The organism is Klenkia soli (assembly GCF_900103975.1).
In the GTDB taxonomy this organism is placed as follows: Bacteria; Actinomycetota; Actinomycetes; order Mycobacteriales; family Geodermatophilaceae; genus Klenkia; species Klenkia soli.
Genome location: NZ_FNIR01000008.1, coordinates 23,311 through 49,159 on the forward strand (window position 1 = coordinate 23,311; position 25,849 = coordinate 49,159).

Consider the following 25,849-nt stretch of genomic DNA (forward strand, 5'->3'; position numbering starts at 1 on the left):
TGCGAGTGTCAGCAGTCACACCCCCCGGCCACGTGCGTGCTCGGGGTCCGGACCACCGTCAGCCCTGAGAGAGGACCGCCCGAGCGATGGCTGCCATCACCTACGACAAGGCCACCCTGCAGTACCCCGGTGCCGACAAGCCCTCGGTCAACGCGCTGGACCTCGACATCGCCGACGGCGAGTTCCTGGTGCTGGTCGGTCCGTCGGGCTGCGGCAAGTCGACGTCGCTGCGCATGCTGGCCGGCCTCGAGGACGTCACCGACGGCAGCATCCGGATCGGGGACAAGGACGTCACCCACGTGCCGCCGAAGAACCGGGACATCGCGATGGTGTTCCAGAACTACGCGCTGTACCCGCACATGTCCGTCGCGGACAACATGGGCTTCGCGCTGAAGATCTCCGGCATGGGCAAGGAGGAGATGCGCAAGCGCGTCGAGGACGCCGCCAAGGTGCTGGACCTGACCCAGTACCTGGACCGCAAGCCCAAGGCGCTCTCGGGTGGTCAGCGCCAGCGCGTGGCCATGGGCCGGGCGATCGTGCGCAACCCGCAGGCCTTCCTGATGGACGAGCCGCTGTCGAACCTGGACGCCAAGCTGCGCGTGCAGACCCGCACCGAGATCGCCGCGCTGCAGCGCCGGCTGGGCACCACCACCGTCTACGTCACCCACGACCAGGTCGAGGCCATGACCATGGGCGACCGGGTGTGCGTGCTCAAGGACGGCTTCCTGCAGCAGGTCGACACCCCCCGCAACCTCTACGACAAGCCCGACAACATCTTCGTCGCCGGCTTCATCGGCTCCCCGGCCATGAACCTGGTGGAGGTGCAGCTGACCGGCGAGGGCGCCACCGTCGGCGGCAAGCCCGTGCCGCTGCCCCGCTCGGCGGTCTCGGCGCTGTCGGCGCAGAACCAGACCACGGCCACGATCGGCTTCCGCCCCGAGGCCACCTCGCTGACCACCGCCGAGAACGGCATCCCGTTCGAGGTCACCGTGGTCGAGGAGCTGGGCAGCGACGCGTTCGCCTACGGCTCGTTCCCCGGCGCGCAGACCGAGGCCGGCCGCGAGCGGCTGATCACCGTGCGCATCCCCGGGCGCAACGTGCCCATGAAGGGCGAGACCGTGCACCTGCAGGTCGACCCCGAGTCGATCCACGTGTTCAACACCGAGACCGGCAAGCGCATCTCGGAATGACCGACGCCGGCTGACCGCCCCGTCAGGGGGCGGTCAACCAGCGGGGGCTGCTGGTGAAGTCGTGGACCGCGGCCCCGGCGGCGCCGCGGGCCCACACGTGGAAGTCATGGTCCCGCACGGTCAGCTCGACCTGCTGCGCCCGCGCATCGCGGTGCTCGTCGATCGCCGCGCGCAGGCTGTCGTGGCCGACCACCGCCAGGTCCACGCCCTCGCCGCCGAGCAGCACCTGGGTCACCCCGGTGGTGCCGGCGACCACGGCCACCAGCTGCCCCAGGTGGCCGGCTGCGTCGTCCAGCACCCGGCGGGCCCGCACGTCGCCGTCGACCGCGTCCGCGAGCAGCTGCGGCCAGGTGGTCGGCGTCCCGGTCGCCAGGTGGGCGGCCGTCAGCAGCGCCGTGGTGGTCAGCAGGGCGCTCGCGCACCCCCGGTGGCCCTCGGGGCACCGCGGGCCGCTGCGGTCCAGCGACAGGTGCCCGAGCAGCTGCAGGCTGGTGTCGGGGGTCTGCACCGCGCGGTCCCCCAGGACCAGGCCGTAGCCCACCCCGGCGCCCACGGTGAGCACGGCGAACGAGGGGTGCTCGCGGCCCAGGCCGAACCAGTGCTCGGCGCGGGTCAGGCAGGCCAGGTCGTTGCCGACCACGACCGGGGCCCCGGTGCGCTCGGCCACCAGGCCGCCCAGGTCGACCGGGGTGCGCCAGCCGAGGAAGTCGGCGTGCACCACGCGGCCGGCGGCGTCGACGTGCCCGCCCAGGGCCACCCCGATCCCGACCGGCGGACCGTCGGCGAGCTCGGCCACCAGCCAGGCCACGGCGTCCGCGATGTGCGCCGGGGTGGTGCCCTCGAGCGTCACCCGGGCGCTCGCGGACACGTTCACCCGCAGGTCGGTCAGCACGGCCCAGGCGTCGGTGCCGGTGACGTCGACGCCCACGAACCGGTGCGCGGCGACGGCGACGTCCAGCGGCCGGGTGGGTCGGCGGGTGGCCGGGTCGGTGACCGGCTCGGTCTCCACGAGCAGGCCGCCGTCGATCAGCGGCTTGCTCAACCGGGTCAGGCTGCCGGCGGACAGCCCCATGGCCCGGGCCACCGCCCCGCGCGGCAGCGGGCCGAACCGGAGCACGTGCAGGGCCACCTGGTGCGCGCTGTCGAGCGCGCCGAGGGCGACGTCCTCGACGTCCTCCGGTGCTGTCACGGCGCCCACCGTAGCGAGCCAGGTCACGGCTGCATATCGACGTGTCGACCGGCTCTTGACCTGCTGGGAGTTCCATGACAGAAATCCCACCGTGACACACGCCATACGGCGCTGTGCCCCACCGGGGACGTCCCAGTGCCCCGGTCGGCCTTCCTAGGAGCTCGCATGCGGATCAAGAACACGGTGGGGGCCACCCTCAGCCTCGGAGCGGTGGCGGTGCTGACCGCCGGCTGCCTGAGCCAGAGCGGTGGCAGCGGCGGGGGCAGCGGTGGCGACCAGGCCAGCGACGGCACCGTCGAGATCATGTACGGCTTCACCGACAGCTCGTCGGACCAGTTCCAGGCCGACATCCAGGCCTACGCGGACGCCAACGACATCGACGTGAAGTTCTTCCCGACCCCGGACTTCAACTCGCTGATCAACACCCGCGTGGCCGGCAACGACCTGCCCGACATCGCGATCTTCCCGCAGCCGGGGATCATGGCCTCCATCGCCCGGGACGGCCAGCTCACCGACCTCGGCGACGTCGTCGACTCGGCCGACCTCGACGCGATGGTCCCCGGGGCCGTCGACGCCGGCCAGGTCGACGGCACGCAGTACGCGTTCCCGATGTCGATCAACGTCAAGTCGATCGTCTTCTACCCGAAGCCGGCGTGGGACGCCGCGGGTTACCAGGCGCCGTCGACCCTCGACGACCTGCAGACGCTCACCGACACCATCAAGTCCAGCGGCACCACCCCGTGGTGCTTCGGCATCGAGTCGGCCGCGGCCACCGGCTGGGCGGCCACCGACTGGATCGAGAACCTGGTCCTCATCCAGCAGGGTGCCGACTACTACAACAAGTGGGTCCAGCACGAGGTGCCGTTCAACGACGCCGGTGTCGTCGAGGCCGCCGACACGATGTCGCAGCTGCTGCTGACCGACGGCAACGTCAACGGTGGGCGGGGCTCGATCGCGACCAGCAACTTCGCCACCGCGGCGAACCCGATGTTCGACACCCCGCCCGGTTGCTACATGTACCGGCAGGGCAACTTCGTCGCCCGCGACGGCGGCTTCCCGGACAGCGTGCTGGCCGACCTGGACAACCAGGTCGGGGTCTTCCCGATGCCGGGTGAGAGCGCTGACGACAAGCCGGTGCTCGGCGGTGGCGACCTCGCCGCGCTCTTCAGCGGCGAGGACGAGGACAGCCAGAAGATCATGCAGTACATGGCCTCGGCCGACTTCGGCCAGGACTGGGCGCAGGCCAACGGCTTCATCTCGCCCCGCACCGACTTCGACACCTCGAACTACCCGAACGCGCTGACCACCCAGATGGCCGAGATCGCCTACGACTCGACCTCCTTCGTGTTCGACGGTTCCGACCAGATGCCCGGCGAGGTCGGCTCGGGCTCCTTCTGGCGGGAGATGACCTCGTGGATCTCCGACCAGGAGGACGAGCAGACCGCGCTGGACAACATCGAGGCCAGCTGGCCCTCGAACTGATCTGAACCACGCCGGGGGCCGGGCGCGCTCGCGCCCGGCCCCCGCACCCACCTCACCCGGACAGAAGGCACGCCGTGGTCATCACGATCCTCAACGCCCTCATCGCGGTCGTCGCCGGTGTCGCCGGTGCGGTCGTCCTCTACTACCTGCTCAACAAGATCGCCGAGCTGCTGCCGGACCGGGCCGAGGAGAAGGTCAAGCCCTACTTCTTCCTGCTCCCGGCCCTGGCCGCGATCGCCCTCTACCTGATCTACCCGGCGATCCAGACCTTCGTGGCCAGCTTCGCCAACCGGAACACCACCGCGTTCGTCGGCTTCGACAACTACGCCGACCTGCTGACGTCGTCCTCGTTCCAGAACACGCTGATCAACACCCTGCTCTGGGTGCTCATCGTCCCGGCCGTGACCATCGTGCTGGGTCTGCTGATCGCCACGCTGGCCGACAAGATGAAGCCGCGCGGCGAGAAGGTCGCCAAGACGGTGATCTTCTTGCCCATGGCGATCAGCGCGGTCGGCGCGGGCACCATCTGGCGGTTCGTCTACACCGCCAACCCGCCGACCCAGGACCAGATCGGGCTGCTCAACGGCATCAAGACCGCCCTGGGTGGTGACCCCGTCGGCTGGCTCACCATCTCGTCGGGCCGGCTGAACTCGTTCCTGCTCATGGTGATCCTGCTGTGGGCGCAGGCCGGCTTCGCGATGGTGCTGCTCTCGGCGGCCATCAAGGGTGTGCCGACCGAGACCCTCGAGGCCGCGCGGCTGGACGGCGCGAGCGAGCTGGCGATCTTCTTCCGGATCACCGTCCCGCAGATCCGCTCCACGGTCATCACGGTGTTCATCACGGTGCTGATCGGGGTGCTCAAGACCTTCGACATCGTCTACGTGATGACCAACGGCAACTACAACACCAACATCATCGCGGTCGACTTCTTCAACCAGCTGTTCACCAACCGCAACGCCGGCTACGCCGCGGCGATCGTGGTCATGCTCGTCCTGGTCATCCTGCCCGTGATGATCTACCAGGTCCGTCAGTTCCGTCGTGAGGAGGCCGCGCGATGAGTGCCGGCACCGGTCTGATCACCCCCGTCGTCGTCGGGGACGAGGTCGTCTCCGAGAAGGGCACCTCCTGGATCTCCAGGAAGGGCCGCAAGCACGACGGCAGCCAGCCCACCTCGCTGTGGGTCAAGATCGTGCTCGCGGTGATCTGCCTGGGCTGGTTCATCCCGGTCCTCGGCCTGCTCATCACCTCGGTGCGGGCCCAGGACGACGCCACCAACAGCGGTTGGTGGACCGTGTTCACCAGCCCGTCGTCGCTGACCCGGCTCACGCTGGAGAACTTCGGCCAGGCCTTCACGCAGGCCGACCTCGGTGAGGCGTTCGCCAACAGCCTGGCGATCAGCATCCCGGCCACGATCATCCCGATCCTGGTCGCCGCGTTCGCCGCCTACGCGTTCAGCTTCATGCAGTTCTGGGGCCGCGACGTCCTGCTGGTGCTGATCGTGGCGCTGCTGGTCATCCCCAACCAGGTCGCGCTGGTGCCGCTGCTCAAGCTCTACGGCGACCTCGGCATCAACGGCACGTTCCTCGCGGTGTGGTTGGCGCACATCGGCTTCGGCATGCCGCTGGCGGTCTACCTGATCCGCAACTACATGTCGACGCTGCCCAAGGAGGTCATCGAGTCGGCCAAGATCGACGGCGCCAGCCACTTCCAGACCTTCTGGCGGCTGATCATCCCGATGTCCACCCCGGCGCTGGCCTCGTTCGCGATCTTCCAGTTCCTCTGGGTGTGGAACGACCTGCTCGTCGCCCTGGTCTTCATCGGCCCCGGCGCCAACCAGCCGTTGACCATCGCCCTCAACGGCCTGCTCGGCCAGCAGGGGCAGGGCTGGCAGCTGCTCACCGCCGGCGGCCTCATCACGATGCTGGTCCCGATCGCGGTGTTCCTCTCCCTCCAGCGCTACTTCGTGCGCGGCCTGACGGCGGGCTCCGTCAAGGGGTAGCCGGCACCGTTCCACCCGATGATCATGGGGTTGTTGCCCGCTCGACACGCGATCGCAGCGTGTCGAACGGGCACAACCCCATGATCACGTTCACGGGGAGGTGACGGGGACCACGGTGTCGTCGGCCAGCTGGACGGCGGAGGCCGCCGCGGCGTCGTCGCGTGCCGTGGTGGCGCCGGACGCGTCCGGGGTGAGGGTGGCCAGGGGGATGGCGTCCGCCGTCACCAGGGTGGCCGGGGCGGTCAGGCCGGTGACCAGCACCGTGGTGGTGGCGGTCCCCGTGCCCGGGTCGGCGGTGCTGCAGCGGGCCGCCGTCACCACCGTGCGGGGCTGGACCCCGCAGGGTGCGACCAGGAAGGTCTGGTTCTCCCGGCCCTGCGCGAAGGCGGTGCTGGCCACCTCGGTCCCGTCGGGCAGCACCACCGCGACGACGACGGCGTCCACCACGCCCGCCACCCCGGTGTCGAACCGACCGGACCACACGATGCTCCCGGTCAGCTCGCCGGCCGGCACGCCCGCGGACGCCGCCGCTGCGTCGACGGCCACCTCGGCCGCCAGCGTGACCGGGGTGTCCCCGGGGCCGACCGACGCCAACCGGGCCACCGCGGCCGTCGGCCCGACCGGGGTCGTGGTCGCCGGTGCGGCGTCCGGCGAGCTGGTCGACCGGGGCAGCAGCGCGGCGGTCGCGCCCAGTGCCACGACCGCGGTGGCGACGCCCGCCCCGCGCAGCCACCGGCGGCGGCCGGCCCGGGCGTCGGCGGCGGCCTCGTCGTCGTCCCGGGCGGGGGGACGACGGGCGGCCAGCCGGTCGGCCAGCGCACCGGCGGGGTCAGAGCCCAGGACCGCCGGGACGGCGGCGGGGAGCCCGAAGCGCGCCGGCAGCTCGTCGCGTTCCGCGAGCCCGAGCCCGGTCAGCACGACCGCGGCCCGCGGCGCCAGCGGGAGCCCGGCCAACGCCTCGGCGGTGCGCCGGCCCCGGGCGACGACCTCGGGGGACACCCACCACGGGTCCGCGCCGGCGGCGGCCACGATCGACGGCGTCCGCGTGGCCAGCAGCGCCCGCACGGCGGTGTCGGTGCCCCGGTGGCGCCGGACGGCGGCGACCCGGGCCTCGGCCTCGGTCTCGTCGCCCCACAGCAGGAACGCCAGCTCCAGCAGCTCGGTGCGCTCCACCGCTGCAGTGTGGCCGGGAGAATGCTCGCGTGCCCGACCGCAGCTTCCCCGTCGTCCACCCCCGCCCGGCCACCGGCTGGCTCAACGACCCCAACGGGTTGGCCTTCGCCGACGGCCGGTGGCACGTGTTCTTCCAGTTCCACCCGCACTCGGCCCGGCACGCCGCCATCCACTGGGGGCACGTCAGCTCGCCGGACCTGCTGACCTGGACCGAGGAGCCGGTGGCGCTGGCCCCCCGGCCGGGTGAGCTGGACGCCTTCGGCTGCTGGTCGGGCGTGGTCACCGACGACGGGGGCACGCCGACCGCCGTCTACTCCGCGGTGCTGGACCCCGACGGCCGCTCCTCGGTGCTGCTGGCCCGCGGCGACGCCCACCTGCGCGGGTGGACCCAGGGCACGACGGCGGTCGCCGGCATGCCTCCCGGGGTGGCGCACCTGCGCGACCCGTTCCTGCTGGAGGTCGACGGTCACCGGTGGGCCCTGCAGGGGGCCGGGCTCGAGGACGGGCGGGGCGCCGTCCTGGCGTGGTCGTGCGACGACCTCGAGGACTGGACGTACCGCGGCGTCGTCCTCGCGTCGTCGGACGAGCTGGTGCCGGCGGCGGTGTGGGAGTGCCCGCAGCTGGTCCGGCTGGGCGGCCGCTGGGTGCTCGTGCTGTCGCTGATCGAGGAGTTCGGCCGGCCCGACCCCGGTCCGGTGGTGGCGCTGCTGGGTGACCTGCAGGTGGGGGACGGGCTGACGTTCGTGCCGCAGACGGTGACGACGGTGGACACCGGCCCCGCGTTCTACGCCCCGCAGGTGCTCGTGCGCCCCGACCGCGTGCTGCTGTGGGGCTGGTCGTGGGAGCACGGCCGGACGGCGGCCGACTCCGATGCGGCCGGGTGGGCCGGCGTCCTCACCCTGCCCCGCGAGCTGACCCTGGACGGCGACGTGCTGGTCTCGACCCCCGCTCGCGAGCTGCTCGGCCTGCGCGGCGCGGAGGTGACCGGCGACCTGCCCGACGCCTTCGAGGTCGAGGGGCCGGGTCCGATCACGCTGGCCCTGGGCGGGCGGACCGTGGTCGAGTCGGCCGGCCCGGGGAGGGTGCTCGTCGACGGCAGCGTCGTCGAGGCCTACCGCCCGGGTGCGCCGGCGCACACCGTCCGCGCCTACCCGGCCGAGGGCGAGCGCTGGACCCTCACCGCCCCCGGCGCCACCACCTGGACCCTCGCCGTCCCCTGATCCCGGGAACCGCGGGTTCCGGGATCAGAGGGGGAAGCTGACGTACTTCGTCGTGAGGTACTCGCCGATGCCCTCGTGGCCGCCCTCGCGGCCCAGGCCGGACTGCTTGACCCCGCCGAACGGTGCCGCCGGGTCGGAGACGACGCCGCGGTTGATGCCGACCATGCCGGACTCCAGGGCCTCGGCCAGCCGCAGGCCGCGGGCCAGGTCACGGGTGTAGACGTAGGCGACCAGGCCGAAAGGGGTCGAGTTGGCCAGGGCGAGCATCTGCTCGTCGGTGTCGAACGTGGCGATCGGGGCGACCGGGCCGAAGGTCTCCTCGGTCATCGCCGCGGCGTCGGCGGGGACGTCGACCAGCACGGTGGGCGGGTAGAAGAAGCCCGCGCCCTCGGGGCGGGTGCCGCCGGTGACCGCGTGGGCGCCGGACTCGACGGTCGAGCGCACGATGCGGTCGACCTTGGCCACGGTCTCCTCGTTGACCAGCGGCCCGAGGGTGACGCCCTCGTCGGTGCCGCGCCCGACGGTCATCGCGCCCATGCGGGCGGCCAGCTTCTCGGCGAACTCGGCGGCGACGCCGGCCTGCACGTAGAACCGGTTGGCCGCGGTGCACGCCTCACCGCCGTTGCGCATCTTGGCCAGCATCGCGCCGTCGACGGCGGCGTCGAGGTCGGCGTCCTCGCACACGATGAACGGGGCGTTGCCGCCGAGCTCCATGGAGGAGACCAGCACCTGGTCGGCGGCCTGCTTGAGCAGGATCTTGCCGACCTCGGTGGAGCCGGTGAAGGAGACCTTGCGGGTGCGGGGGTCGGCCATCGCGGTGGCCACGACGTCCTCGGCGTTCATGGTGGGGACGACGTTGACCACGCCGTCGGGCACCCCGGCCTCGGCGAGGACCTGGGCCAGCAGCAGCGCGGTGAGCGGGGTGTCCTCGGCGGGCTTCACCACGCTGGTGCAGCCGGCGGCGATGGCGGGGCCGAGCTTGCGGGTGAGCATCGCGGCCGGGAAGTTCCACGGCGTCACGAGCAGGCAGACCCCGACGGGCTGGTGGGTCACCACGGTGCGGGTGCCACCGGCCGGGGCGACCCGGTAGTCCCCGTCGATGCGCACGGCCTCCTCGGCGAACCAGCGGAAGAACTCGGCGGCGTAGGTGAGCTCGGCGCGGGCGTCGGGCAGCGCCTTGCCGTTCTCGGCCGACATCAGCCGGGCGAACTCCTCGCCGCGCTCGACGAGGATCTCGAAGGCCTTCCGCAGCATCTCCGACCGCTTGCGCGGCGCGGTCGCGGCGAACCCGGGCAGCGCGGCCGCGGCGGCGTCGACCGCGGCGGTGACGTCGTCGGTCGTCCCGTCGGCGACCTGGGCGAGCACCGACCCGTCGGCCGGGTCCAGCACGTCGAACGTCCCGCCGGCCGACGCCGCGCGCCACTCACCACCGACGAGCAGGCCGGTGGGGACGGGGGACTCGACGCCGGGGACGGTCACGGTGGTGGTCACGGCGTCACCCTAGAACGGGCGGGGACTGTGGGGCGGGGCGCCGGTCCTGGCGGTCTGGCCGCGTTGGTCGGTCTCCGTCGGTGGTGCTGAGGAGCCATTCATCTCACCGGCTGCCCCGCCCACGACCACTGTGACCCAGGCCACTCTGCTGCGTCAACCCCTGCGCAGCGTGTCGGGCGAGAGCTGGTCCACCGCGGTGTGCCCGGTCAGCCCCAGCGTGAGGTCGAACTCGCCCACGACGTCCTCGACCACCTGCCGGACGCCGGCCTCCCCGGCCAGGCCCAACCCGTAGACGTAGGAGCGGCCCAGCAGGCAGGCCCGGGCGCCCAGCGCGGTCGCGACCAGCACGTCGGCGCCGCTGCGCACGCCGGAGTCCAGCAGCACCGGGACCCGGTCCTCGACCGCGGCCAGCACGTCGGGCAGGGCGTCGAGGGCGCCGATCGAGCGGTCCACCTGCCGGCCGCCGTGGGTGCTGACGACCAGGCCGTCGACACCGGCGTCCAGGGCCTGCCGGGCGTCGTCGGGGTGCAGCACGCCCTTGAGCAGCAGCGGCAGCGTCGTCTGCGCGCGCAGCCAGGCCAGGTCGGTCCAGGTGATCGAGGGCCGGGAGTAGATGGCCAGGAAGGTCTCGACCGCGGCCCGGGGGAGCGGCGAGCGCAGGTTCTCGGCCAGCGACCCCGGCCATGCCTTCGCCATGCCCACCAGCGCCCGGACGGCGGCCGGGGTCGGCCGGGGCTGCTTCCCCCGGGGCGGCGCCGCGGCCGCCCGCTCCTCGACCAGCCGGCGGAACACCGGGTCCGACGTGTACTGCGCGATGCCCTTGCCCAGGGCGAACGGCAGGTGGCCGAGGTCCAGGTCGCGCGGCCGCCAGCCGAGCATCGTGGTGTCCAGGGTGACCACGATGGCCTCGCACCCGCTGGCCTCGGCCCGGCGCAGCATGCTGGTGACCAGCTCGTCGGAGGTCGACCAGTACAGCTGCATCCACCGCGGGCTGTCGCCCATCGCCGCCGCGGTGGTCTCCATCGGCACCGAGGCCTGGTTGGAGAACACCATCGGGATGCCGGTCGCCGCCGCGGCGCGGGCGACGGCCAGGTCGGCCTCGCGGTGCACCAGCTCGAGCGCGCCGACCGGGCCCAGCAGCAGCGGCGCGGGCAGCCGTCGTCCGAGCAGCTCGACCGACGTGTCCCGGCTGCTGACGTCGCGGAGCACCCGCGGCACCACCTGCCAGCGGTCGAAGGCGGCCCGGTCGGCCCGCACGGTGGCCTCGCCGCCCGCCCCGCCGGCGACGTAGCCCAGCGCCCGGTCGGTCAGCGTGCGGCGGGCGGCCGCGGCCAGCGCGGTGTGCACGGTCGGCACGAGGGGACGGCGGCCGTACACCCCGGCCCGGTAGACCTCGTCCTGCCGCCGCCGTCCGGTCCCCGCCCCTGCATCCATCCCGCGACGCTAGCCCGGGGAGGTCGACCCGGGGCGTCGTCCCAGGGGTCCCAGCGGCCCCGGACACGCCGCCGACACGCCCGGGACCTGCGGATCGACTCGACAAGCGCCCCCGGTGGCCAGGGATGATGGGCCGGCCGGGGAGGCAGGGTCCTGACCTCGGCTCATCACTCGTGGGAGGTGCAGGGTGCTCGGCGCGACGACGGGAGCGGTCCCCGCACGCCGTCCTGCGCTGCTCGGCGGCGGGGCCGTCACCCTGGTGCTGCTCGTCGCCGGCGTCGTCCTCGCGGCCCCCGCGCTGGCCGCCCCGGCGACCGGTGAACCGACCGAGACCACCGGTACGACGTCCGCCGCCCTGGTCGACCCGGCCCGGCCCACCGCGCGGGTGGTGCACGGCCCCAACTGCACCGACGGCTTCGTCCGCGTGCAGGTCACCAACGGCGACGTCGACCACACGGTCGCGCTGCAGTACGACGGCGCCGACACCGGCTCCCCGGCCACGCTGGCCGCGGGCGAGCAGACGACGCTCGAGGGCGCCGAGGTCGACTGGGGCACCGTGGTGGACGTGACCGTCGCGGTCACCGGGGCCGGGGGTGCCGAGCCAGCCGTCGACCTGGGCACCTACCCGCGGCCCAGCCAGGCCGACTGCGACGCCGTCACGGCCCCCACCGGGACGACGTCGCCCACCGCGGTCCCGCCGTCGACCTCGGGGCCGACCAGCCAGCCGACCACCCCGCCCACGGCGCCGACCACCACGACCCCGCGGCCGACCACCTCGGCCCCCACGACCACCCCGGGCACCCGACCGAGCACGTCGCCGACCGGCGCTCCGACCGCCACCGCGCCCCCCGCCACCACCGGGACGACGACCCAGCCCCCGGTCGACGGGTCCACCTCGACCGGGCAGGTCTCACCGGGCAGCGTGCTGACCATCCGGGGCAGCGGCTTCGCCCCCGGCGAGCAGGTCACCGTCACCCTCGACGGCAGCGCCACCCCGCTGGCCACGGTCACGGCCGACGGCGAGGGCCGGGTCGAGGCGGTCGTGCAGATCCCGCAGGACGTCCTGCTGGGGCCGGCCGTCGTGCGGATGGTCGGCACCGACTCGGCCGCGGCCACCGAGGTCTCCCTCGACGTCGCCGCCCGCGCCGAGACCGACCCGGCCGGCCGCACGCCCTGGCCGCTGATGGCGGCGGGCCTGGGCCTGCTGGTCGTGGCCACCACCCTGGCCACCGCGGCCGCCCGCCGGCCGCGGGCCGACGACTGGGAGCCACCCACGGGCCAGGCAGGAGCGGCGGGGTGACCGAGCGGCACGGCCGGCACGGCAACCCGCGGCCGGCGCACGCCGGGCGACCGCCGGGTCCGGCCGCCGCACCTCCCCGGGACCTGCGCGGGCTGGCCGGTGCCGGCCCCGGGGCCGCCGAGACCTGGCTGCGGATCAGTCAGGTGCACGAGCGGGTGGGCCGGCGGCTGGACACCGCGCTCCGGGCCCAGCACGGGGTGTCGCTGGCCGACCTGCAGCTGCTGCGGCTGGTCGACGCGGTGCACGGCGAGCGGGCGTCGGTGGGCCGGCTGGCCGACGAGGTCGGGTCGTCGCCGGCGGGCGTGGGCCAGGCGCTCGCCCGGCTGGCCGAGGACGGCTGGGTCACCCGTGAGCGCAGCGCCACCGACCGGCGCACCACCTGCGCCCGGCTCACCGAGCGCGGTCGCGAGCGCCTGGTGCAGGCCGGCGGCACCCACGACCAGCTGCTGGCCCACCTGCTGGGGGCGTTGGGCGCGGCGGCCGGACCGGTCACCGACGCCCTGACCCGGGTCGCCGCGGCGGCCCGCCCGCCCCGCTGACCTACTGCAGGTAGCCCTCGACCTGCGACTCGGGCCGGTCGGCCGCCTCGTCGGGGTCCTCGCCGTACTGCTTCTTCGCCCGTCGCTGGCGGAGGAGGTCCCACGCCTGGTCCAGGTGCCGCTCGAGCTCGGCCATGCGGGTGCGCTCGTCGTCCCCGTGCTCGGCGGCGCTGTCGCGGAGCTTGTGCTCCTCCTCGACCAGCTCGTGGATGCGGCCCAGGATGTCCTGCTCGTTCACGGTGTGCTCCTCGTTCGTCGACGTCCCCCGACCCTGCCCGATCGGTGGCCGGGGCAACCGTCAGGCGGGGAGGGAGGCCTCGACGAAGGCGGCCAGCCGCCGGTCGACCGTGCCGCCGGCGCGGCCCAGCGCCAGCAGGGCTGCGCGGTCGAGCGGGACCCGCAGCGTGCGCCGCTCGACCGGCCGGGTGAGGACGGCGTGCCCGGCCTCGACCAGCGCGGGCCACGGGCGGTCCAGCTGCGCCCGGACGGCGGCCAGCGCGGCGGCGGTCGGGGCGGCGTTGCCCTCGACCATCGCGGTGACGAACGCGGGGTCGCTGCCGATCACCCGGGTGCCGCTGGCGAAGCTGCCGGCGGCCAGGCCCAGGGCGAGCGGCCCGGCATCCGCGGCCGCGGCGGCGAGGGCGGCGGCGAGCAGGTGCGGCACGTGGCTGATCGCGGCGACCGCGGCGTCGTGCTCGGCGGCGGTCACCGGGACGACGACGGCGCCGACGGCGAGGGCGACCTCGGCCACCCGCAGCCAGCGCGGCAGCTCCGTGCCCGGCTCCAGGCACACCGCCCACCGGGCGCCGCGGAACAGCTCGGGGTCGGTGGCGGCGTGCCCGCTGCGCTCGGTGCCGCACATCGGGTGCCCCCCGACGAACCGGCCGCCGAACCGCGCACCGAGCTCGGCCAGCACCGGGGCCTTGACCGAGCCCAGGTCGGTGATCGTGGCGTCGTCGGCGACGGCCAGGCCCTCCAGGGCGGAGGCCAGGGCCGGAATGGGGGTGGCCAGCACGACCACCCCGGACAGCTCGCGCCCGATCGACACCCCCCGGGCCGCGGCGGCGTCGCGGGCGGCGGGGTCGGTGTCCCAGCCGGTCACGGTCCGGCCGGCGGCCACGAGCGCGGCGGCCAACGACCCGCCCAGCTGGCCCAGCCCGACCACCGCGACCGGCGGCGCCTGCATCGTGGGGACCGGGAGGGTCACCGCAGCTCGTCCGGGGCGGGCGTGGGGCCGGCCGGGTTGGTGCCCTCGCCGGGGGAGGGCGGGGGCTGCTCGACCACCGAGAGCTGCATGGTGGGCGGCACCGGCGGCGGCGCGCCCATGGCGACGACGTCCTCCTCCAGCGCCCAGGGGGTGCCCAGCCGGAAGACCCGGGCCAGCGCGGTGGCCACCAGCCGGCCGTCGGCCGACGTCGCCTCGATCCGGTAGACCGCCGTGCGGGTGCTGCGGTGCACCTCGGTGCCCACGGCGGTGAGCACGTCGCCGGGGCGGCCGGGGGCCAGGAACTCGGTGTGCACGTCCTGCGCGACGGCCAGGGTGCCGTGGCTGTTGCTCACCGCGGCGTGCACGACGTCCAGCAGCGCCATGGTCGCGCCGCCGTGCGCGGTGCCGACCGCGTTGAGGTGCGCCGGGCCCACCGTCATCGTCGCCCGGGCGTACCCCGGCGCGACCTGCTCCAGGTGGATGCCCAGCTGGGCGGCCAGCGGGTCGGCGGCCAGGGCCGCGAACAGCTCCGGGGAGATGTCGGGCTCGGGCACGTCGGTCATGATCGCACCCATGACGCCCCAGTCGTTCCTCCTGAGCGCCGAGCTGGCGGACCACGTCCGCCGCTCGACCGACCCGCCGGACGACGTGGTCGCCGACCTGGTGGCCGAGACCGCCGCGATGACCGCCGCCGGCGACGGCCGCCCCACGTACCAGGTCGCCCCCGAGCAGGCCGCGTTCCTGACCCTGCTGACCCGGATCGCCGGCGCCCGCTGGGCGGTCGAGATCGGCACCTTCACCGGGCTGAGCGCGCTGGCCGTCGCCCGCGGCCTGCCCGAGGACGGCGGCCTGCTGTGCCTGGACCGCGACGCGCACTGGACCGACGTCGCCCGCCGGTACTGGGCCCGCGCCGGGGTCGCCGAGCGCATCGAGCTGCGTCTCGGCGAGGCCGCCGAGCTGCTGGCCGCGCTGCCGGTGCGCCCCACGTTCGACCTGGCCTTCGTCGACGCCGACAAGACCGGGTACGCCGGGTACGTCGACGCCCTGCACCCGCGCATGCACCCCGGAGGTCTGCTCGTGCTGGACAACACCCTGCGGGCCGGCCGGGTGCTCGACCCGCAGGACGACGACGACCGGGCGATCGCGGCGCTGAACGCCGCACTCGCCGCCGACGACCGCTTCGACACCGTGCTGCTGCCGCTGGCCAACGGCCTGACCCTGCTGCGCGTCCGATGACCGAGCAGCTGGCGTCCTGGGCCGTGCTCGTCGCGCGGGCCGGTGCTGGGTGGTCGGTGCGGCGGCTGGCCGACCACGCCGACACCGAGCTGCCGGTGCTGGAGAAGGCGCTGACCGGCGACTGGCCGGGGCCGTTCGTGTTCGTCGTCGACACCCGGTTGTACTTCGTGGTGCTGACCCACGGCCCGGGCGGGATGGTGCGGGCGATGATCAGCGACGGCGCGCTGCCGGAGTTCCTGCTGGCCGCCGAGGTGCACGAGCGCTACGGCATCGAGGGCGTCGAGGTGGACGCCGACGACGAGGAGGAGCACCCGGCCGGCGACCTCGCGCTCCTCGCCGACGCCGGGCTGCCCGAGGCCGAGCTGCTGGAGATCCTGACCGCCGACCTGTGGGCCGACGAGATGGTGGCCGCGATCGCCGAGCGCCTGGGCTTCGCCGCCGAGCTGGCCGCGGCGGTGCGCGCGTGACCGCCGTGGTGCTCGACCTGGGCGGGGTGATCAGCACCAGCCCGCTGGCCGCGTTCGGCGACTACGAGCGCTCGGCCGGGCTGCCGCTCGGCCTCGTGGCCCGGCTCAACACGACGAACCCGCACACCAACGCCTGGGCCCGGTTCGAGCGCAGTGAGCTGGACCGGGCCGGGTTCGTCGAGGTCTTCGAGGCCGAGGCGCGCGCGGCTGGGTACGACGTCGACGCCACCCGGGTGCTGGCCGCGCTGCACGGCGCGCTGCGGCCCGAGGTGGTGCACGCGATCCGGGCCCTGCGGACGGCGGGGGTGCCGCTCGCGCTGCTGACCAACAACGCCGCGCCGATGGACCCCGCGAGCGAGCACGGGTCGCTGGTGGAGCTGTTCGACGTCGTCGTCGAGAGCTCGGTCGAGGGCGTGCGCAAGCCCGAGCCGGCGATCTACCCGCTCACCCTGGAGCGGTTGTCGGCCGCGGTGGGGCGGACGATCGACCACGCCGAGGTGGTCTACCTGGACGACCTGGGCCCCAACCTGAAGCCCGCCCGCGAGCTGGGCTGGCACACGGTCAAGGTGGTCGACCCGGCCGACGCGCTGGCCGAGCTGGCCCGGGTCACGGGGGTCGACCTGTCGTGAGCCCCGAGCAGGCCATGGGGCGGGCGCTGGAGCTGGCCGCCGCCGCGGGGGAGTGGGGCGACACACCGATCGGCGCCGTCGTCCTCGGGCCCGACGGTGCCGTGCTGGCCGAGGCGGCCAACGAGCGGGAGAAGCACGGCGACCCGACCGCGCACGCCGAGGTGCTGGCCCTGCGCGCCGCCGCCCGGGTGCACGGCGACGGCTGGCGGCTGACCGGCGCGACGCTGGTGGTGACGCTGGAGCCCTGCACGATGTGCGCGGGGGCCGCCGTCCTGTCCCGGGTGGACCGGGTGGTCTACGGCGCGCACGACCCCAAGGCGGGTGCCGCCGGCTCGCTCTGGGACGTCGTCCGGGACCGGCGGCTCAACCACCGCCCGCAGGTGGTGGCCGGCGTCCGCGAGGCCGAGTGCGGCGCGCTGCTGAGGGAGTTCTTCGCCTCGAGGCGTGGCCTGTAGGCTGGTCGACGGTGGCGTGTCCGAGCGGCCGAAGGGTCCCGCCTCGAAAGCGGGTGAGGTGAAAGCCTCCGTGGGTTCAAATCCCACCGCCACCGCCAGCACGAGAGGGCGGCACCCCGGGTCGGGGTGCCGCCCTCTCGTCGTCCCGGCCGCGTGATCAGCCCGGGCCCAGCGCGGTCTCCGCGCGGTCGAGGCAGCAGCGGACCCGGGGTGATCACGCGTCAGACGGCGACGTCGCTGTCCATCAGCAGGGTGCCGTCGGCGCCCTCGACCAGGGTGAACTGGTGCTGCTCGACCTGCTGCTCGCCGTCCTCGACGAAGGTGACCTGGGCGGTGGCGACCAGGGAGCCGTCGGTGGCGGTCACCGGGCCGAGCACGACGTCGTCGAAGCGTTTCCAGAACGACTGGTAGCCCCCGCGGCTCTCGACCCCCTGCAGCGTGGGGCCGGTCAGGGCGTAGGCGTCCTTCGCGTCGCCGGGCAGCATCGCGTAGTAGTCGGTGACGAACTGCGACACCTCGGCCGCGGTGACCACGTCGGGCTCGGTGGTGGGCGCCTCGGTGGTGGTCGGGGGCGCCTCGGTCGTGGTCTGCGCGGTCGTGGTCCCCGTCGTGGTGGCCGGCGGGGTCTCGGTGGTGGCCCGCGTCGCCGTGGTGGTCGCGGGGGCGGCCGTCGTCCCGGCGTCCTGGTCGCGCACCCCCAGCCACACGCCCAGGCCCGCGAAGGCCAGCAGCAGCACGACGGCGGCCGCGACCAGCGGCGCCCGGGACCGCCGCCGGGCCGGCGCCGGGGCCACCGAGGTGCGGGGCGGGGGAGCGGCCGGCAGGTCGGTGCGGGTGGGGTGCGGGGGCGGCGGGGGCACGGTGCGCAGCGGGGTGCGGGCGGTGAGGACGGCGGTCACGTCGCCGTCGGTGCCCGCGGCGATCGAGGCCAGGGCGTCGCGCACCTCGACCATCGACGGCCGGCCCGCGGGGTCGGGGGTGAGCATGTCCTCGAGCACGGGGGTCAGCGCCCCGGAGCGGACCGGCCGGTCGGCCTGGCCGGCCGCCACCCGGTGCAGCAGCTCCAGGGAGTTGCGGCCGTTGCCGAAGGGCGGTTCGCCCTCCAGCGCCGTGAACAGCGTCGCGCCCAGCGACCACACGTCACCGGCCGCGCCGGGCTCCTCGCCGCGGGCCACCTCGGGGGAGAGGAAGGCCGGGGTGCCGGTGACCATGCCGGTCTGGGTGAGCCGGACGTCGCCGGTGGCGTGCGAGATGCCGAAGTCGGTGATCTTCACCAGGCCCTCGAGCCGGTCGCCGGACCCCACGAGCACGTTGCCGGGCTTCACGTCGCGGTGCACGATCCCGGCCGCGTGCGTGGCCACCAGCGCGTCGGCCAGCTGGGCGCCGATCTGCGCGACCTGCTGCACCGGCAGCACGCCGTCGTCGGAGAGCACCGCCGCCAGGCTCCGCGAGGGCAGGTACTCCATGACCAGCCACGGCGACCCGCCGTCGTCGACCACGTCGTAGACGCTGATCGCGTGCGGGTGGGCGACCCGCGCGGCGATCCGGCCCTCGCGCATCGTGCGGGCGCGCTGCTCGGCGGCGACCTCGGGGGACACGCCGACCGGCAGCACGACCTGCTTGACCGCGACCTGCCGCCCCAGCCGCTCGTCGGTGCCCAGCCAGACCGCGCCCATGCCACCGCCACCCAGGCGGGAGCCGAGGCGGTAGCGGCCGGCCACCCGGTACCCCGGCCCGACCTCGGCGGGGGTCGTCACCGGGGCGACGCTACCGGCGTCAGGAGGCCGGCGCCCCGTGGCGCCGGGCGTACTCGACCTGCGCGCCCTCGGGCAGGGCGTCGTACAGCTCGCCCAGCTCGGTCTCGGCGCCGACGGGGAGGTCGTCGAACAGCCGCGCCCAGGTCGGGGGCTCGTCGTAGTTGCGGGTGAGCAGCAGCTCCCAGGCGCGGGACTGCCGGTCGCGCAGCCCGCGCTCGGCCGCGGTGCGGGTGAAGAAGAGGTCCTGGGCGGCGTCCTTCTCCGCACGGGTGGCGTCGGCGGGCAGGCCGGCGGGGTCCGTGGTGGTCAGCGCGACCACGATGGCGTCGACCACCTCGGGGCGGATCCGGTCGGTCTCGGTCATCTCGGGCTCCACGGGTCCAGGGGTCGTCCCGGTGATCGTGCCCGGTCGCGGCCGGGCCCACCAGCAGGGACGACGAGCCGTCGCGGTACCGCAACGAAGCCTCCCCGAGGCCCTACGGTGTGCGCTGATCGCTGCCCGCCGGGCGGTCGGGGGCGCACGAGGAGCAGGACCATGGGCGAGATCAGGACCGCGGCGAACCGGCCGGCGCGGCCGGGCAAGGCGGTCAGCCGGCGCAGCCGCATGGCCCGCCCGGCCCCGGGGGCGCACGCCGTCCGCCGGCAGCGGCCGGAGCTGAACCCGACGTCCGGCCAGAAGCTGCGCTACCGGTTCGACAACGCGCTGGCCAAGGGCCCGACCGTGGTCATCGGCTGGCTGGCCGCCCTCACCTTCGCGATCTTCGTCGTCTTCGGGGTGATCTTCTGGGCGTTCCGGGTCGACGGCATCAACGGCGGCCCGCCGGTGCCCAACCCGGTCGAGGGCATCTGGCAGGCGATGCTGCGCGTGGTCGACGCCGGCACCTTCGCCGGCGACGCCGACTGGCCGGTCCGGCTGCTCTCCTTCGTGGTCACCCTCGCCGGCATCTTCATCGCCGGCAGCCTGATCGGCCTGATCGCCAACGGGGTCGACCAGCGCATCGAGGGTCTGCGCAAGGGCCGCTCCGACGTCCTCGAGACCGGGCACACCGTCGTCCTGGGGTGGTCGCCGCGGATCGCGGCCATCGTCTCGGAGCTGGTGATCGCCAACGAGAGCGAGAAGGACGCCGCCGTGGTCGTCCTCGGCGCCGAGGACAAGACGGTCATGGAGGACACCCTGTCCGCGGCCGTGCGCGACACCGGCAGCACCCGGGTGGTCTGCCGCTCCGGCTCCCCGGCCAAGGCCGACGACCTGCGCATGGTCAACCTGCTCGGCGCCCGCTCGGTGATCGTCATGGGCGCGGGCTCCGGCGACGCCGACGCGATCAAGGCCGTGCTGGCCATCAAGACGATCGACCCCGACTTCAGCGGCCCCCGCGTGGTCGCCGAGATCGCCGACCCGGTCTACGCCGCGAGCATCCAGACCCTGACCGACCAGAAGGTGGTGACGGTCAACTCCGACCACGTCATCGCCGAGATCACCGCGCAGTCCTGCCGGCAGTCCGGGTTGTCGCAGGTGCTGCGCGACCTGCTCGACTTCGACGGCGACGAGGTCTACTTCGCCGCGTTCCCCGAGCTGACCGGGCACACCTACGCCGACGCGCAGACCGCCTTCGAGTCCGCCGCCGTGCTCGGCCTGGCCCACGCCGACGGCACGGTCGAGGTCAACCCGCCCGCCGCGCGCGTCCTCGTCGAGGGCGACGAGGTCATCGCCGTCGCCGAGGACGACTCCACCTTCACCTGCACCGGCGTGCGGGCTGTCGAGCCGGCGCTGCCGCTGCTGGACACCGACGAGGTGCCGCAGACCACCCACCTGCTGGTGGTCGGCTGGTCGGTGCTGGGCCCCAAGGTCGTGCGCGAGATCGACCAGTTCGCCGTCGACGGCACGGTCGTGGACGTCGTCGTCGACCCCTCGCTCGTCGACCCCGCCGACGTCGTGGTCCCCGACCTGCAGCACAGCGAGCTGCGGGTGTTCGCGTCGACCGCCGGGCCCGAGGAGCTCGCGGCGCTGGTCGCCGACCAGACCTACGACCAGGGCATCGTGCTCAGCTACCGCGACGCGGTCGAGGCCGCCGACGGCGACGCCCGCACCCTGCTGACCCTGCTGGCGCTGCGCCGGGTGTGGCCGGCCGGCGGCGAGCGCGCCGTGCGGATCGTGGCCGAGGTGCTCGAGCGGGACGACGTCGAGCTGGCCCAGGCCGGCGGTGTCGACGACTGGATCGTCAGCGACGAGGTGACCAGCCTGATGCTCGCCCAGCTCTCCGAGCGGACCGAGCTGGCCCAGGTCTTCCTCGACCTGTTCTCGCCCGACGGGGCGCGGCTGAGCTTCCGGCCGGCCCACCGCTACGTGGGCACCGCGCCGGTGCCGTTCGCCTCGGTCGTCGCCGCCGGCGCGCTGCGGGACGAGTCGGTGCTGGGCTGGCGGGTGGCCGCGACCGGGTCCGTGCACCTCAACCCGCCCAAGTCGGCCACCGTCTCCCTCGTCGCCGAGGACCAGGTCCTGGTCGTGGAGAGCCGGGGCTGAACCGCGCTGCGCCGCCCGGTAGTCTGGCCGGCGCACGTTGGAGGATTCGCCTAGTGGCCTATGGCGCTCGCTTGGAAAGCGGGTTGGGTGCAAGCCCTCGGGAGTTCGAATCTCCCATCCTCCGCACATACAGCCCGGCCACCGCGCCGAGCATGAGCAGGCCCCCCACCAGCGCGGTGGGGGCCAGCCGCTCGCCGAGCAGCCCGGTGGCCAGCGCCGTCGCCCCGAGCGGCTCCAGCAGCGTCACGATCGACACCACCGCGGCCGGCACGGTGCGCACCCCGGTGAAGAACAGCCCGTAGGCCAGCGCCGTGGGCACCGCGCCCAGGTAGACCAGCAGGGCCAGCGCCACGGGGTCGGTGGTCAGGTCCAGCCCGGTCACCAGCACGACCGGGGTGAGGACGACGGCGCCGATCGCGAACCCGGCCGTCGTCGTCGGCACCCCGGCCGGCACCCGCGACGACGTGAGGACGACGGCCGCGTAGGCCACGGCGCAGCCGAACGCGACCACCGCGCCCAGCAGGACGGCGTCGCCGCCCGCGTCGGCCGAGACCCCGACCAGCAGCACCAACCCGACCAGGGCGACCACCAGGGCGACCGAGGTGGCGCGATCGGGCCGGCCGTGGCCCAGCAGCGTGCCGCCGACCGCGATCAGCAGCGGCGCCGCACCCAGGGCGACCAGGGTGGCGATCGACACCCCGGCGGCACCGACGGCGACGAAGTAGGCCGACTGGTAGACCGCCAGGCCCACCCCGACCAGCAGGAGCTTCCCGGGCGCCCCGCCGGTGGTCAGCGGTTGCCGGCGGAGCAGGTGCAGGACGACCAGGAGGACGGCGCCGATCGCCATGCGGTGCCAGGCGATGTCCAGGGGGTCCAGGTCGGTGCGGCGCAGCACGACGTCCCCGGCGACGCCCGAGGTGCCCCAGGTCAGCGCGGCGAGGACGACGAGGACGAAGCCGCGGCTGCTCACCGGCTGATCCTCGCCGACGGGTCCACGGGGTTGCCGGCGGCGTCATCTAGAGTGGTGAGCAGACCCCTCGTGCGGCGTCAACCTGTGAACCTCCCCAGGGCCGGAAGGCAGCAAGGATAAGCGGGCTCTGGCGGGTGTGCGGGGGGTCCCTTGCGTCTGCGGCACCTGCTGTTCACAGGTTCCACAGCTGCGGCACAGGTCGGCCTGCTTGGGTGTATGAACCTTCAAGCAGAGGAGTTCGCATGCTCAGTCGTCGTACGTGGATCATCGCCGGCACCGTCGTGGGGGTCGTCGCGGTCGGCGCCGTCGCCGGACCGCTCGTCTACGCCTCGCTGCAGGAGGACGCGGCCCCCGCCACCACCGTGCAGGCCCAGGACTCCGACGCGCCGCTCTCGCAGGCCACCGACGGCACCTGGACCATCGGGTCGGGGTCCTCGGCCGGCTACCGGGTCGACGAGGTGCTCAACGGCGCCGACGTGACGGTGGCGGGCACGACGCAGCAGGTCAGCGGGTCCCTCGTCGTCGCCGGGGGCGACCTGACCAGCGCCGACGTCACCGTCGACGTGGCCTCGATCGCCACCGACAGCGACCGGCGCGACGAGCAGTTCCGCGGCGACATCATGCAGACCGACCAGTTCCCCACGGCCACCTTCACCGTCGCCGACACCGTCGACCTGCCCGAGCTCACCGGCGCCCCGGTGACCGTCCCGGTGACCGGGGAGCTGACCCTGCACGGGGTGACCCAGCCGGTGACCGTCGACCTGTCCGTGGTCCGCACCGCCGACGGCGTCCAGGCGTCGGGCTCGATCCCGGTGACCTTCGCCGACTACGGCGTGCAGGCCCCGGACTTCGGGTTCGTGAAGGTGGAGCAGAGCGGCGCCGTGGAGTTCTTCCTCGACCTCGCCCAGTGACGAGCTGACCGCCGCGCCCCGTCGGCGCCCCACGGGCGTCGACGGGGCGGCCGGGGATGTCGGTGGCGGCCAGTAGCCTCGGGTCGTGGCTCTGGCGCTCTACCGCAAGTACCGTCCGGCGACCTTCGCCGAGGTGGTCGGGCAGGAGCACGTCACCACCCCGCTGGTGAACGCCGTCGACGGCGGGCGCATCAACCACGCCTACCTGTTCAGCGGCCCGCGCGGCTGCGGCAAGACGTCGTCGGCCCGCATCCTGGCCCGGTCGCTGAACTGCGAGCAGGGCCCGACGTCCACCCCGTGCGGGGTCTGCGTCTCCTGCGTCGCGCTGGCCCCCGACGGTCCGGGGTCGATCGACGTCATCGAGATCGACGCCGCCAGCCACGGTGGTGTCGACGACGCCCGCGACCTGCGTGAGCGGGCGTTCTTCGCCCCGGTGCACAGCCGCTACAAGGTCTACATCGTCGACGAGGCCCACATGGTCACGACGGCGGGCTTCAACGCGCTGCTCAAGGTGGTCGAGGAGCCCCCCGAGTTCCTGGTGTTCGTCTTCGCGACCACCGAGCCCGAGAAGGTGCTGCCGACCATCCGGTCGCGCACCCACCACTACCCGTTCCGGCTCGTGCCCCCGGGCACGCTGCGCCAGCTGCTGGAGTCCACCTGCCAGCGCGAGGGCGTCACCGTCGAGCAGACGGTGTTCCCGCTGGTGGTGCGGGCTGGCGGCGGCTCGGTGCGCGACTCGCTGTCCATCCTCGACCAGCTGCTGGCCGGGGCGGGGCCCGAGGGCGTCACCTACCGCACCGCGGTCGGGCTGCTCGGGGTCACCGACGACGCCCTGCTCGACGAGACCGTCGACGCCCTCGCCGCGCACGACGCCCCGGGGGTCTTCCAGGCCGTCGACCGCGTGGTCGAGGCCGGGCACGACCCCCGTCGCTTCGCCACCGACCTGCTCGACCGGCTGCGCGACCTGATCGTCCTGGAGGCCGTGCCCGAGGCCGGCGGCAACGGCCTGCTCGACTGCCCGCCTGACCGGCTCGACCTCATGAGCCGGCAGGCCACGGCCCTGGGTCAGGCCACGCTGTCCCGGCTGGCCGACATCGTCCACGAGGGCCTCACCGAGATGCGCGGCACCACGGCGCCGCGGCTGCTGCTCGAGCTGGTCTGCGCCCGCATGCTGCTGCCCGGCGTCGACGGCTCCGCCGCGGCCACCCTGCAGCGGCTCGAGCGCCTCGAGCGTCGGCTGTCCATCGCCGGCGAGCACGCCGGGCCGGTGGGCGACGCCGCACCCTCCGCGCCGCCGGCCACGACCCCGGCGGCACCTGCCGCTCCCGCGCCGAGCAGCTCCGAGCCCCGCCGGCCGGCGTACGTGCGGCCCTCGCAGGCCCGCGAGTCCACCCCGCAGCCGGCCGCCGAGCCTCCCCGCCCGGTGGCTGCTCCTCCGGCTCCCGCCGTCCCGTCCGGGGTGGACGAGGGGTCCGCTGCGCGATCCGCGCCCGCCGAGGTCCCGGCCACCGCGCCCGCGCAGGCCAACCCGCCCGCGCAGGCCACTGCGCCTGCAGAGGCCAGCGCTGCTGCAGAGGCCGGCGCACCTGCCGAGGCCACCGGGCCCGAGGTCCGGGAGCAGGAGCCGCCGGCGGAGGTCGACGGGTGGCCGGTCACGGCTGCCCCGGGCAACGCGGCGCCCCCGGCAGCGGCCACCCCGGTCCCCGCGAAGGCCGCCGAGCCGGCCCCTGCGGCCGAGGTGGACGGGTGGCCGGTCACCGCCGCGCCGGGCTCCGGGTCGGCGTCCTCGGGGTCGGCGGCCTCGGCGTCCCCGTCGGCGTCGCCGCCGGCGTCCCCGTCCCCGTCCCGTCGTCCGGCCGCGGTCACCGACGAGCCCGACATCCCGCTGCCGCCCGAGCCCACCGACGACGAGGACTGGCCGCAGCCCAGCCGCCCGGCCGCAGCCCGCCCCGCACCGACCCCGTCCCAGGCCCCGTCGCAGGCCCCGGCCCCGGCTCCGCAGACCCGGCCCGAGCCGCGGGCGGCCGCCGAGTCCTCGCCCACCCCGCGCGGGGGTGAGCCGATGCCGCTGGTCACCGCCAACCCGCCGGCCGACGAGCCCGGCGACGGCGAGCTGACCACCGCCGACGTCCGGCGGATCTGGCCCGAGCTGATGGGCGTGGTCAAGCGGCACAAGCGCACCACCGAGGCGCTGCTGAAGAACGCCCAGGTGCACGACCTCACGGCGGGCGTGCTGACGCTCTCGACCACCTCGCCCGCGCTGTCCCGCCGGCTGGGTGACGACCTGAACAAGGACGTCATCCGCGAGGCGCTCAACGAGCTGCTCGGCGTCCGCTGGCGGGTGGCGACCGTCGTCGACACCCCTGGTCAGACGCCGGCCGGCGCGCCCCCGGTCACCCCCGAGGTGGCCCGTGCGGCGGCCCGGGCCGCCGAGTCCGCCGAGGCCGACGAGCTCATGGCCGAGCGGGCCGCCGACACCGGCTCGGGGCAGGACGCCCCGCCCCCGGTCGACCCCGAGCAGGCCGCGCTGCAGCTGCTCCGCACCCAGCTCGGCGCCCACCCGATCACCTGAGCCGCCGAGTGGCGCCCGAGGGTTCGCGCGGAGGCACTTCCGAACCCTGAGACGCCACTCGACCCCGGGTAGGCCACGAGGGCGTCCACCCGCAGGTGGACGCCCTC

Annotated in this window: 23 protein-coding genes, 2 tRNA genes, 1 other RNA gene and 1 pseudogene; 17 read left to right on the forward strand and 10 right to left on the reverse strand. The window is 74.6% G+C overall.

Going from position 1 to position 25,849, the window contains the following annotated elements; translation table 11 throughout:
- Nucleotides 1-86: 86 nt before the first annotated feature.
- Nucleotides 87-1,190 (forward strand): ABC transporter ATP-binding protein, encoded by a 1,104-nt coding sequence (locus BLS67_RS13245; protein WP_091245897.1) that lies wholly within the window; start codon nucleotides 87-89, stop codon nucleotides 1,188-1,190.
- 22 nt (nucleotides 1,191-1,212) lie between these two features.
- Here BLS67_RS13245 and BLS67_RS13250 read toward each other — a convergent pair whose 3' ends face one another.
- Complete coding sequence (locus BLS67_RS13250; RefSeq protein ID WP_207500566.1) at nucleotides 1,213-2,379, reverse strand: ROK family protein; 1,167 nt, start codon at nucleotides 2,377-2,379, stop codon at nucleotides 1,213-1,215.
- Between the two features lie 165 nt (nucleotides 2,380-2,544).
- Between BLS67_RS13250 and BLS67_RS13255 the strand changes: the two genes are divergently transcribed.
- The 3 genes from BLS67_RS13255 to BLS67_RS13265 all read left to right on the forward strand — a co-directional run bounded on the left by BLS67_RS13255 (nucleotide 2,545) and on the right by BLS67_RS13265 (nucleotide 5,860).
- Nucleotides 2,545-3,861 carry an ABC transporter substrate-binding protein gene (locus BLS67_RS13255; RefSeq protein WP_091245901.1) on the forward strand — a complete coding sequence of 439 codons (1,317 nt, stop codon included), beginning with the start codon at nucleotides 2,545-2,547 and terminating at the stop codon, nucleotides 3,859-3,861.
- A gap of 74 nt (nucleotides 3,862-3,935) precedes the next feature.
- Nucleotides 3,936-4,919, forward strand: coding sequence for a carbohydrate ABC transporter permease (locus BLS67_RS13260; RefSeq protein WP_091245903.1), 984 nt, complete (start codon nucleotides 3,936-3,938; stop codon nucleotides 4,917-4,919).
- Nucleotides 4,916-5,860, forward strand: coding sequence for a carbohydrate ABC transporter permease (locus BLS67_RS13265; RefSeq protein WP_091245905.1), 945 nt, complete (start codon nucleotides 4,916-4,918; stop codon nucleotides 5,858-5,860). The genes BLS67_RS13260 and BLS67_RS13265 overlap by 4 nt, the downstream gene beginning before the upstream one ends.
- A 90-nt stretch (nucleotides 5,861-5,950) precedes the next feature.
- Here the strand turns inward: BLS67_RS13265 and BLS67_RS23820 are convergent, their stop codons facing one another.
- Nucleotides 5,951-7,033, reverse strand: a complete 1,083-nt coding sequence (locus BLS67_RS23820; protein ID WP_165617578.1) for a hypothetical protein — start codon at nucleotides 7,031-7,033, stop codon at nucleotides 5,951-5,953.
- Nucleotides 7,034-7,062: 29 nt separating this feature from the next.
- Between BLS67_RS23820 and BLS67_RS13275 the strand changes: the two genes are divergently transcribed.
- Nucleotides 7,063-8,253: a glycoside hydrolase family 32 protein gene (locus BLS67_RS13275; protein ID WP_207500567.1), complete on the forward strand. Its 1,191-nt coding sequence runs from the start codon at nucleotides 7,063-7,065 to the stop codon at nucleotides 8,251-8,253.
- 24 nt (nucleotides 8,254-8,277) lie between these two features.
- Here BLS67_RS13275 and BLS67_RS13280 read toward each other — a convergent pair whose 3' ends face one another.
- Both BLS67_RS13280 and BLS67_RS13285 read right to left on the reverse strand, forming a co-directional pair.
- The gene (locus BLS67_RS13280) at nucleotides 8,278-9,744 is read right to left on the reverse strand and encodes an NAD-dependent succinate-semialdehyde dehydrogenase (protein WP_242654061.1); all 1,467 of its coding nucleotides are present in this window, start codon (nucleotides 9,742-9,744) and stop codon (nucleotides 8,278-8,280) included.
- Between the two features lie 153 nt (nucleotides 9,745-9,897).
- On the reverse strand, nucleotides 9,898-11,178 hold the full coding sequence (locus BLS67_RS13285; RefSeq protein ID WP_091245910.1) for an alpha-hydroxy-acid oxidizing protein: 1,281 nt from the start codon (nucleotides 11,176-11,178) through the stop codon (nucleotides 9,898-9,900).
- A gap of 187 nt (nucleotides 11,179-11,365) precedes the next feature.
- On the opposite strand from BLS67_RS13285, the gene BLS67_RS23825 reads away from it, so the two are divergent.
- Both BLS67_RS23825 and BLS67_RS13295 read left to right on the forward strand, forming a co-directional pair.
- Entirely contained in the window at nucleotides 11,366-12,478 is a 1,113-nt protein-coding gene (locus BLS67_RS23825; protein WP_091245912.1) for a hypothetical protein, read from the forward strand.
- Complete coding sequence (locus BLS67_RS13295; protein WP_091245914.1) at nucleotides 12,475-13,017, forward strand: MarR family winged helix-turn-helix transcriptional regulator; 543 nt, start codon at nucleotides 12,475-12,477, stop codon at nucleotides 13,015-13,017. The genes BLS67_RS23825 and BLS67_RS13295 overlap by 4 nt, the downstream gene beginning before the upstream one ends.
- A gap of 1 nt (nucleotide 13,018) precedes the next feature.
- Here the strand turns inward: BLS67_RS13295 and BLS67_RS13300 are convergent, their stop codons facing one another.
- Genes BLS67_RS13300 through BLS67_RS13310 form a run of 3 tightly spaced genes read right to left on the reverse strand, consistent with a single transcriptional unit; the run spans nucleotide 13,019 to nucleotide 14,787 of the window.
- The gene (locus BLS67_RS13300) at nucleotides 13,019-13,255 is read right to left on the reverse strand and encodes a DUF2630 family protein (protein WP_091245917.1); all 237 of its coding nucleotides are present in this window, start codon (nucleotides 13,253-13,255) and stop codon (nucleotides 13,019-13,021) included.
- 60 nt (nucleotides 13,256-13,315) lie between these two features.
- Complete coding sequence (locus BLS67_RS13305; protein WP_242654062.1) at nucleotides 13,316-14,224, reverse strand: prephenate dehydrogenase/arogenate dehydrogenase family protein; 909 nt, start codon at nucleotides 14,222-14,224, stop codon at nucleotides 13,316-13,318.
- Nucleotides 14,221-14,787, reverse strand: coding sequence for a PaaI family thioesterase (locus tag BLS67_RS13310; RefSeq protein WP_091246393.1), 567 nt, complete (start codon nucleotides 14,785-14,787; stop codon nucleotides 14,221-14,223). Before BLS67_RS13310 ends, BLS67_RS13305 begins: the two co-directional genes overlap by 4 nt.
- 10 nt (nucleotides 14,788-14,797) lie before the next feature.
- Between BLS67_RS13310 and BLS67_RS13315 the strand changes: the two genes are divergently transcribed.
- From BLS67_RS13315 to BLS67_RS13335, 5 genes are all read left to right on the forward strand, one after another.
- Nucleotides 14,798-15,460: an O-methyltransferase gene (locus BLS67_RS13315; RefSeq protein ID WP_091245919.1), complete on the forward strand. Its 663-nt coding sequence runs from the start codon at nucleotides 14,798-14,800 to the stop codon at nucleotides 15,458-15,460.
- Nucleotides 15,457-15,927, forward strand: coding sequence for a tRNA adenosine deaminase-associated protein (locus tag BLS67_RS13320; protein WP_091245921.1), 471 nt, complete (start codon nucleotides 15,457-15,459; stop codon nucleotides 15,925-15,927). The genes BLS67_RS13315 and BLS67_RS13320 overlap by 4 nt, the downstream gene beginning before the upstream one ends.
- On the forward strand, nucleotides 15,924-16,556 hold the full coding sequence (locus BLS67_RS13325) for an HAD-IA family hydrolase (RefSeq protein ID WP_091245923.1): 633 nt from the start codon (nucleotides 15,924-15,926) through the stop codon (nucleotides 16,554-16,556). The genes BLS67_RS13320 and BLS67_RS13325 overlap by 4 nt, the downstream gene beginning before the upstream one ends.
- Entirely contained in the window at nucleotides 16,553-17,011 is a 459-nt protein-coding gene (locus BLS67_RS13330; RefSeq protein WP_242654063.1) for a nucleoside deaminase, read from the forward strand. Before BLS67_RS13325 ends, BLS67_RS13330 begins: the two co-directional genes overlap by 4 nt.
- Nucleotides 17,012-17,021: 10 nt before the next feature.
- Nucleotides 17,022-17,109: transfer RNA gene (locus BLS67_RS13335), tRNA-Ser, on the forward strand.
- Nucleotides 17,110-17,232: 123 nt separating this feature from the next.
- Here the strand turns inward: BLS67_RS13335 and BLS67_RS24105 are convergent.
- Both BLS67_RS24105 and BLS67_RS13345 read right to left on the reverse strand, forming a co-directional pair.
- The gene (locus tag BLS67_RS24105; RefSeq protein ID WP_207500568.1) at nucleotides 17,233-18,768 is read right to left on the reverse strand and encodes a serine/threonine-protein kinase; all 1,536 of its coding nucleotides are present in this window, start codon (nucleotides 18,766-18,768) and stop codon (nucleotides 17,233-17,235) included.
- Between the two features lie 19 nt (nucleotides 18,769-18,787).
- Nucleotides 18,788-19,132 (reverse strand): hypothetical protein, encoded by a 345-nt coding sequence (locus BLS67_RS13345; protein ID WP_091246397.1) that lies wholly within the window; start codon nucleotides 19,130-19,132, stop codon nucleotides 18,788-18,790.
- A gap of 171 nt (nucleotides 19,133-19,303) precedes the next feature.
- On the opposite strand from BLS67_RS13345, the gene BLS67_RS13350 reads away from it, so the two are divergent.
- Nucleotides 19,304-21,289 carry a CASTOR/POLLUX-related putative ion channel gene (locus BLS67_RS13350; protein ID WP_091245925.1) on the forward strand — a complete coding sequence of 662 codons (1,986 nt, stop codon included), beginning with the start codon at nucleotides 19,304-19,306 and terminating at the stop codon, nucleotides 21,287-21,289.
- Nucleotides 21,290-21,328: 39 nt separating this feature from the next.
- Nucleotides 21,329-21,413, forward strand: a tRNA-Ser gene (locus tag BLS67_RS13355).
- A 63-nt stretch (nucleotides 21,414-21,476) separates the two neighbouring features.
- Here the strand turns inward: BLS67_RS13355 and BLS67_RS13360 are convergent.
- Nucleotides 21,477-22,259: pseudogene (locus tag BLS67_RS13360) on the reverse strand (DMT family transporter); the annotation flags it as partial.
- 58 nt (nucleotides 22,260-22,317) lie between these two features.
- On the opposite strand from BLS67_RS13360, the gene ffs reads away from it, so the two are divergent.
- The 3 genes from ffs (at nucleotide 22,318) to BLS67_RS13375 (ending at nucleotide 25,742) form a co-directional block, all read left to right on the forward strand.
- Nucleotides 22,318-22,413, forward strand: an RNA gene (gene ffs / locus BLS67_RS13365) — signal recognition particle sRNA small type.
- Nucleotides 22,414-22,501: 88 nt separating this feature from the next.
- The gene (locus BLS67_RS13370) at nucleotides 22,502-23,170 is read left to right on the forward strand and encodes a YceI family protein (RefSeq protein WP_091245928.1); all 669 of its coding nucleotides are present in this window, start codon (nucleotides 22,502-22,504) and stop codon (nucleotides 23,168-23,170) included.
- 85 nt (nucleotides 23,171-23,255) lie between these two features.
- The gene (locus BLS67_RS13375) at nucleotides 23,256-25,742 is read left to right on the forward strand and encodes a DNA polymerase III subunit gamma and tau (RefSeq protein ID WP_091245931.1); all 2,487 of its coding nucleotides are present in this window, start codon (nucleotides 23,256-23,258) and stop codon (nucleotides 25,740-25,742) included.
- Nucleotides 25,743-25,849 lie beyond the last annotated feature (107 nt).

Coding starts and splice junctions, on each gene's coding strand:
- BLS67_RS13245 (WP_091245897.1), top strand. CDS start 87: ATGGCTGCCATCACCTACGACAAGGCCACCCTGCAGTACCCCGGTGCC.
- BLS67_RS13255 (WP_091245901.1), top strand. CDS start 2,545: ATGCGGATCAAGAACACGGTGGGGGCCACCCTCAGCCTCGGAGCGGTG.
- BLS67_RS13265 (WP_091245905.1), top strand. CDS start 4,916: ATGAGTGCCGGCACCGGTCTGATCACCCCCGTCGTCGTCGGGGACGAG.
- BLS67_RS13285 (WP_091245910.1), bottom strand. CDS start 11,178: ATGGATGCAGGGGCGGGGACCGGACGGCGGCGGCAGGACGAGGTCTAC.
- BLS67_RS13310 (WP_091246393.1), bottom strand. CDS start 14,787: ATGACCGACGTGCCCGAGCCCGACATCTCCCCGGAGCTGTTCGCGGCC.
- BLS67_RS13315 (WP_091245919.1), top strand. CDS start 14,798: ATGACGCCCCAGTCGTTCCTCCTGAGCGCCGAGCTGGCGGACCACGTC.
- BLS67_RS13320 (WP_091245921.1), top strand. CDS start 15,457: ATGACCGAGCAGCTGGCGTCCTGGGCCGTGCTCGTCGCGCGGGCCGGT.
- BLS67_RS13345 (WP_091246397.1), bottom strand. CDS start 19,132: ATGACCGAGACCGACCGGATCCGCCCCGAGGTGGTCGACGCCATCGTG.
- BLS67_RS13350 (WP_091245925.1), top strand. CDS start 19,304: ATGGGCGAGATCAGGACCGCGGCGAACCGGCCGGCGCGGCCGGGCAAG.
- BLS67_RS13370 (WP_091245928.1), top strand. CDS start 22,502: ATGCTCAGTCGTCGTACGTGGATCATCGCCGGCACCGTCGTGGGGGTC.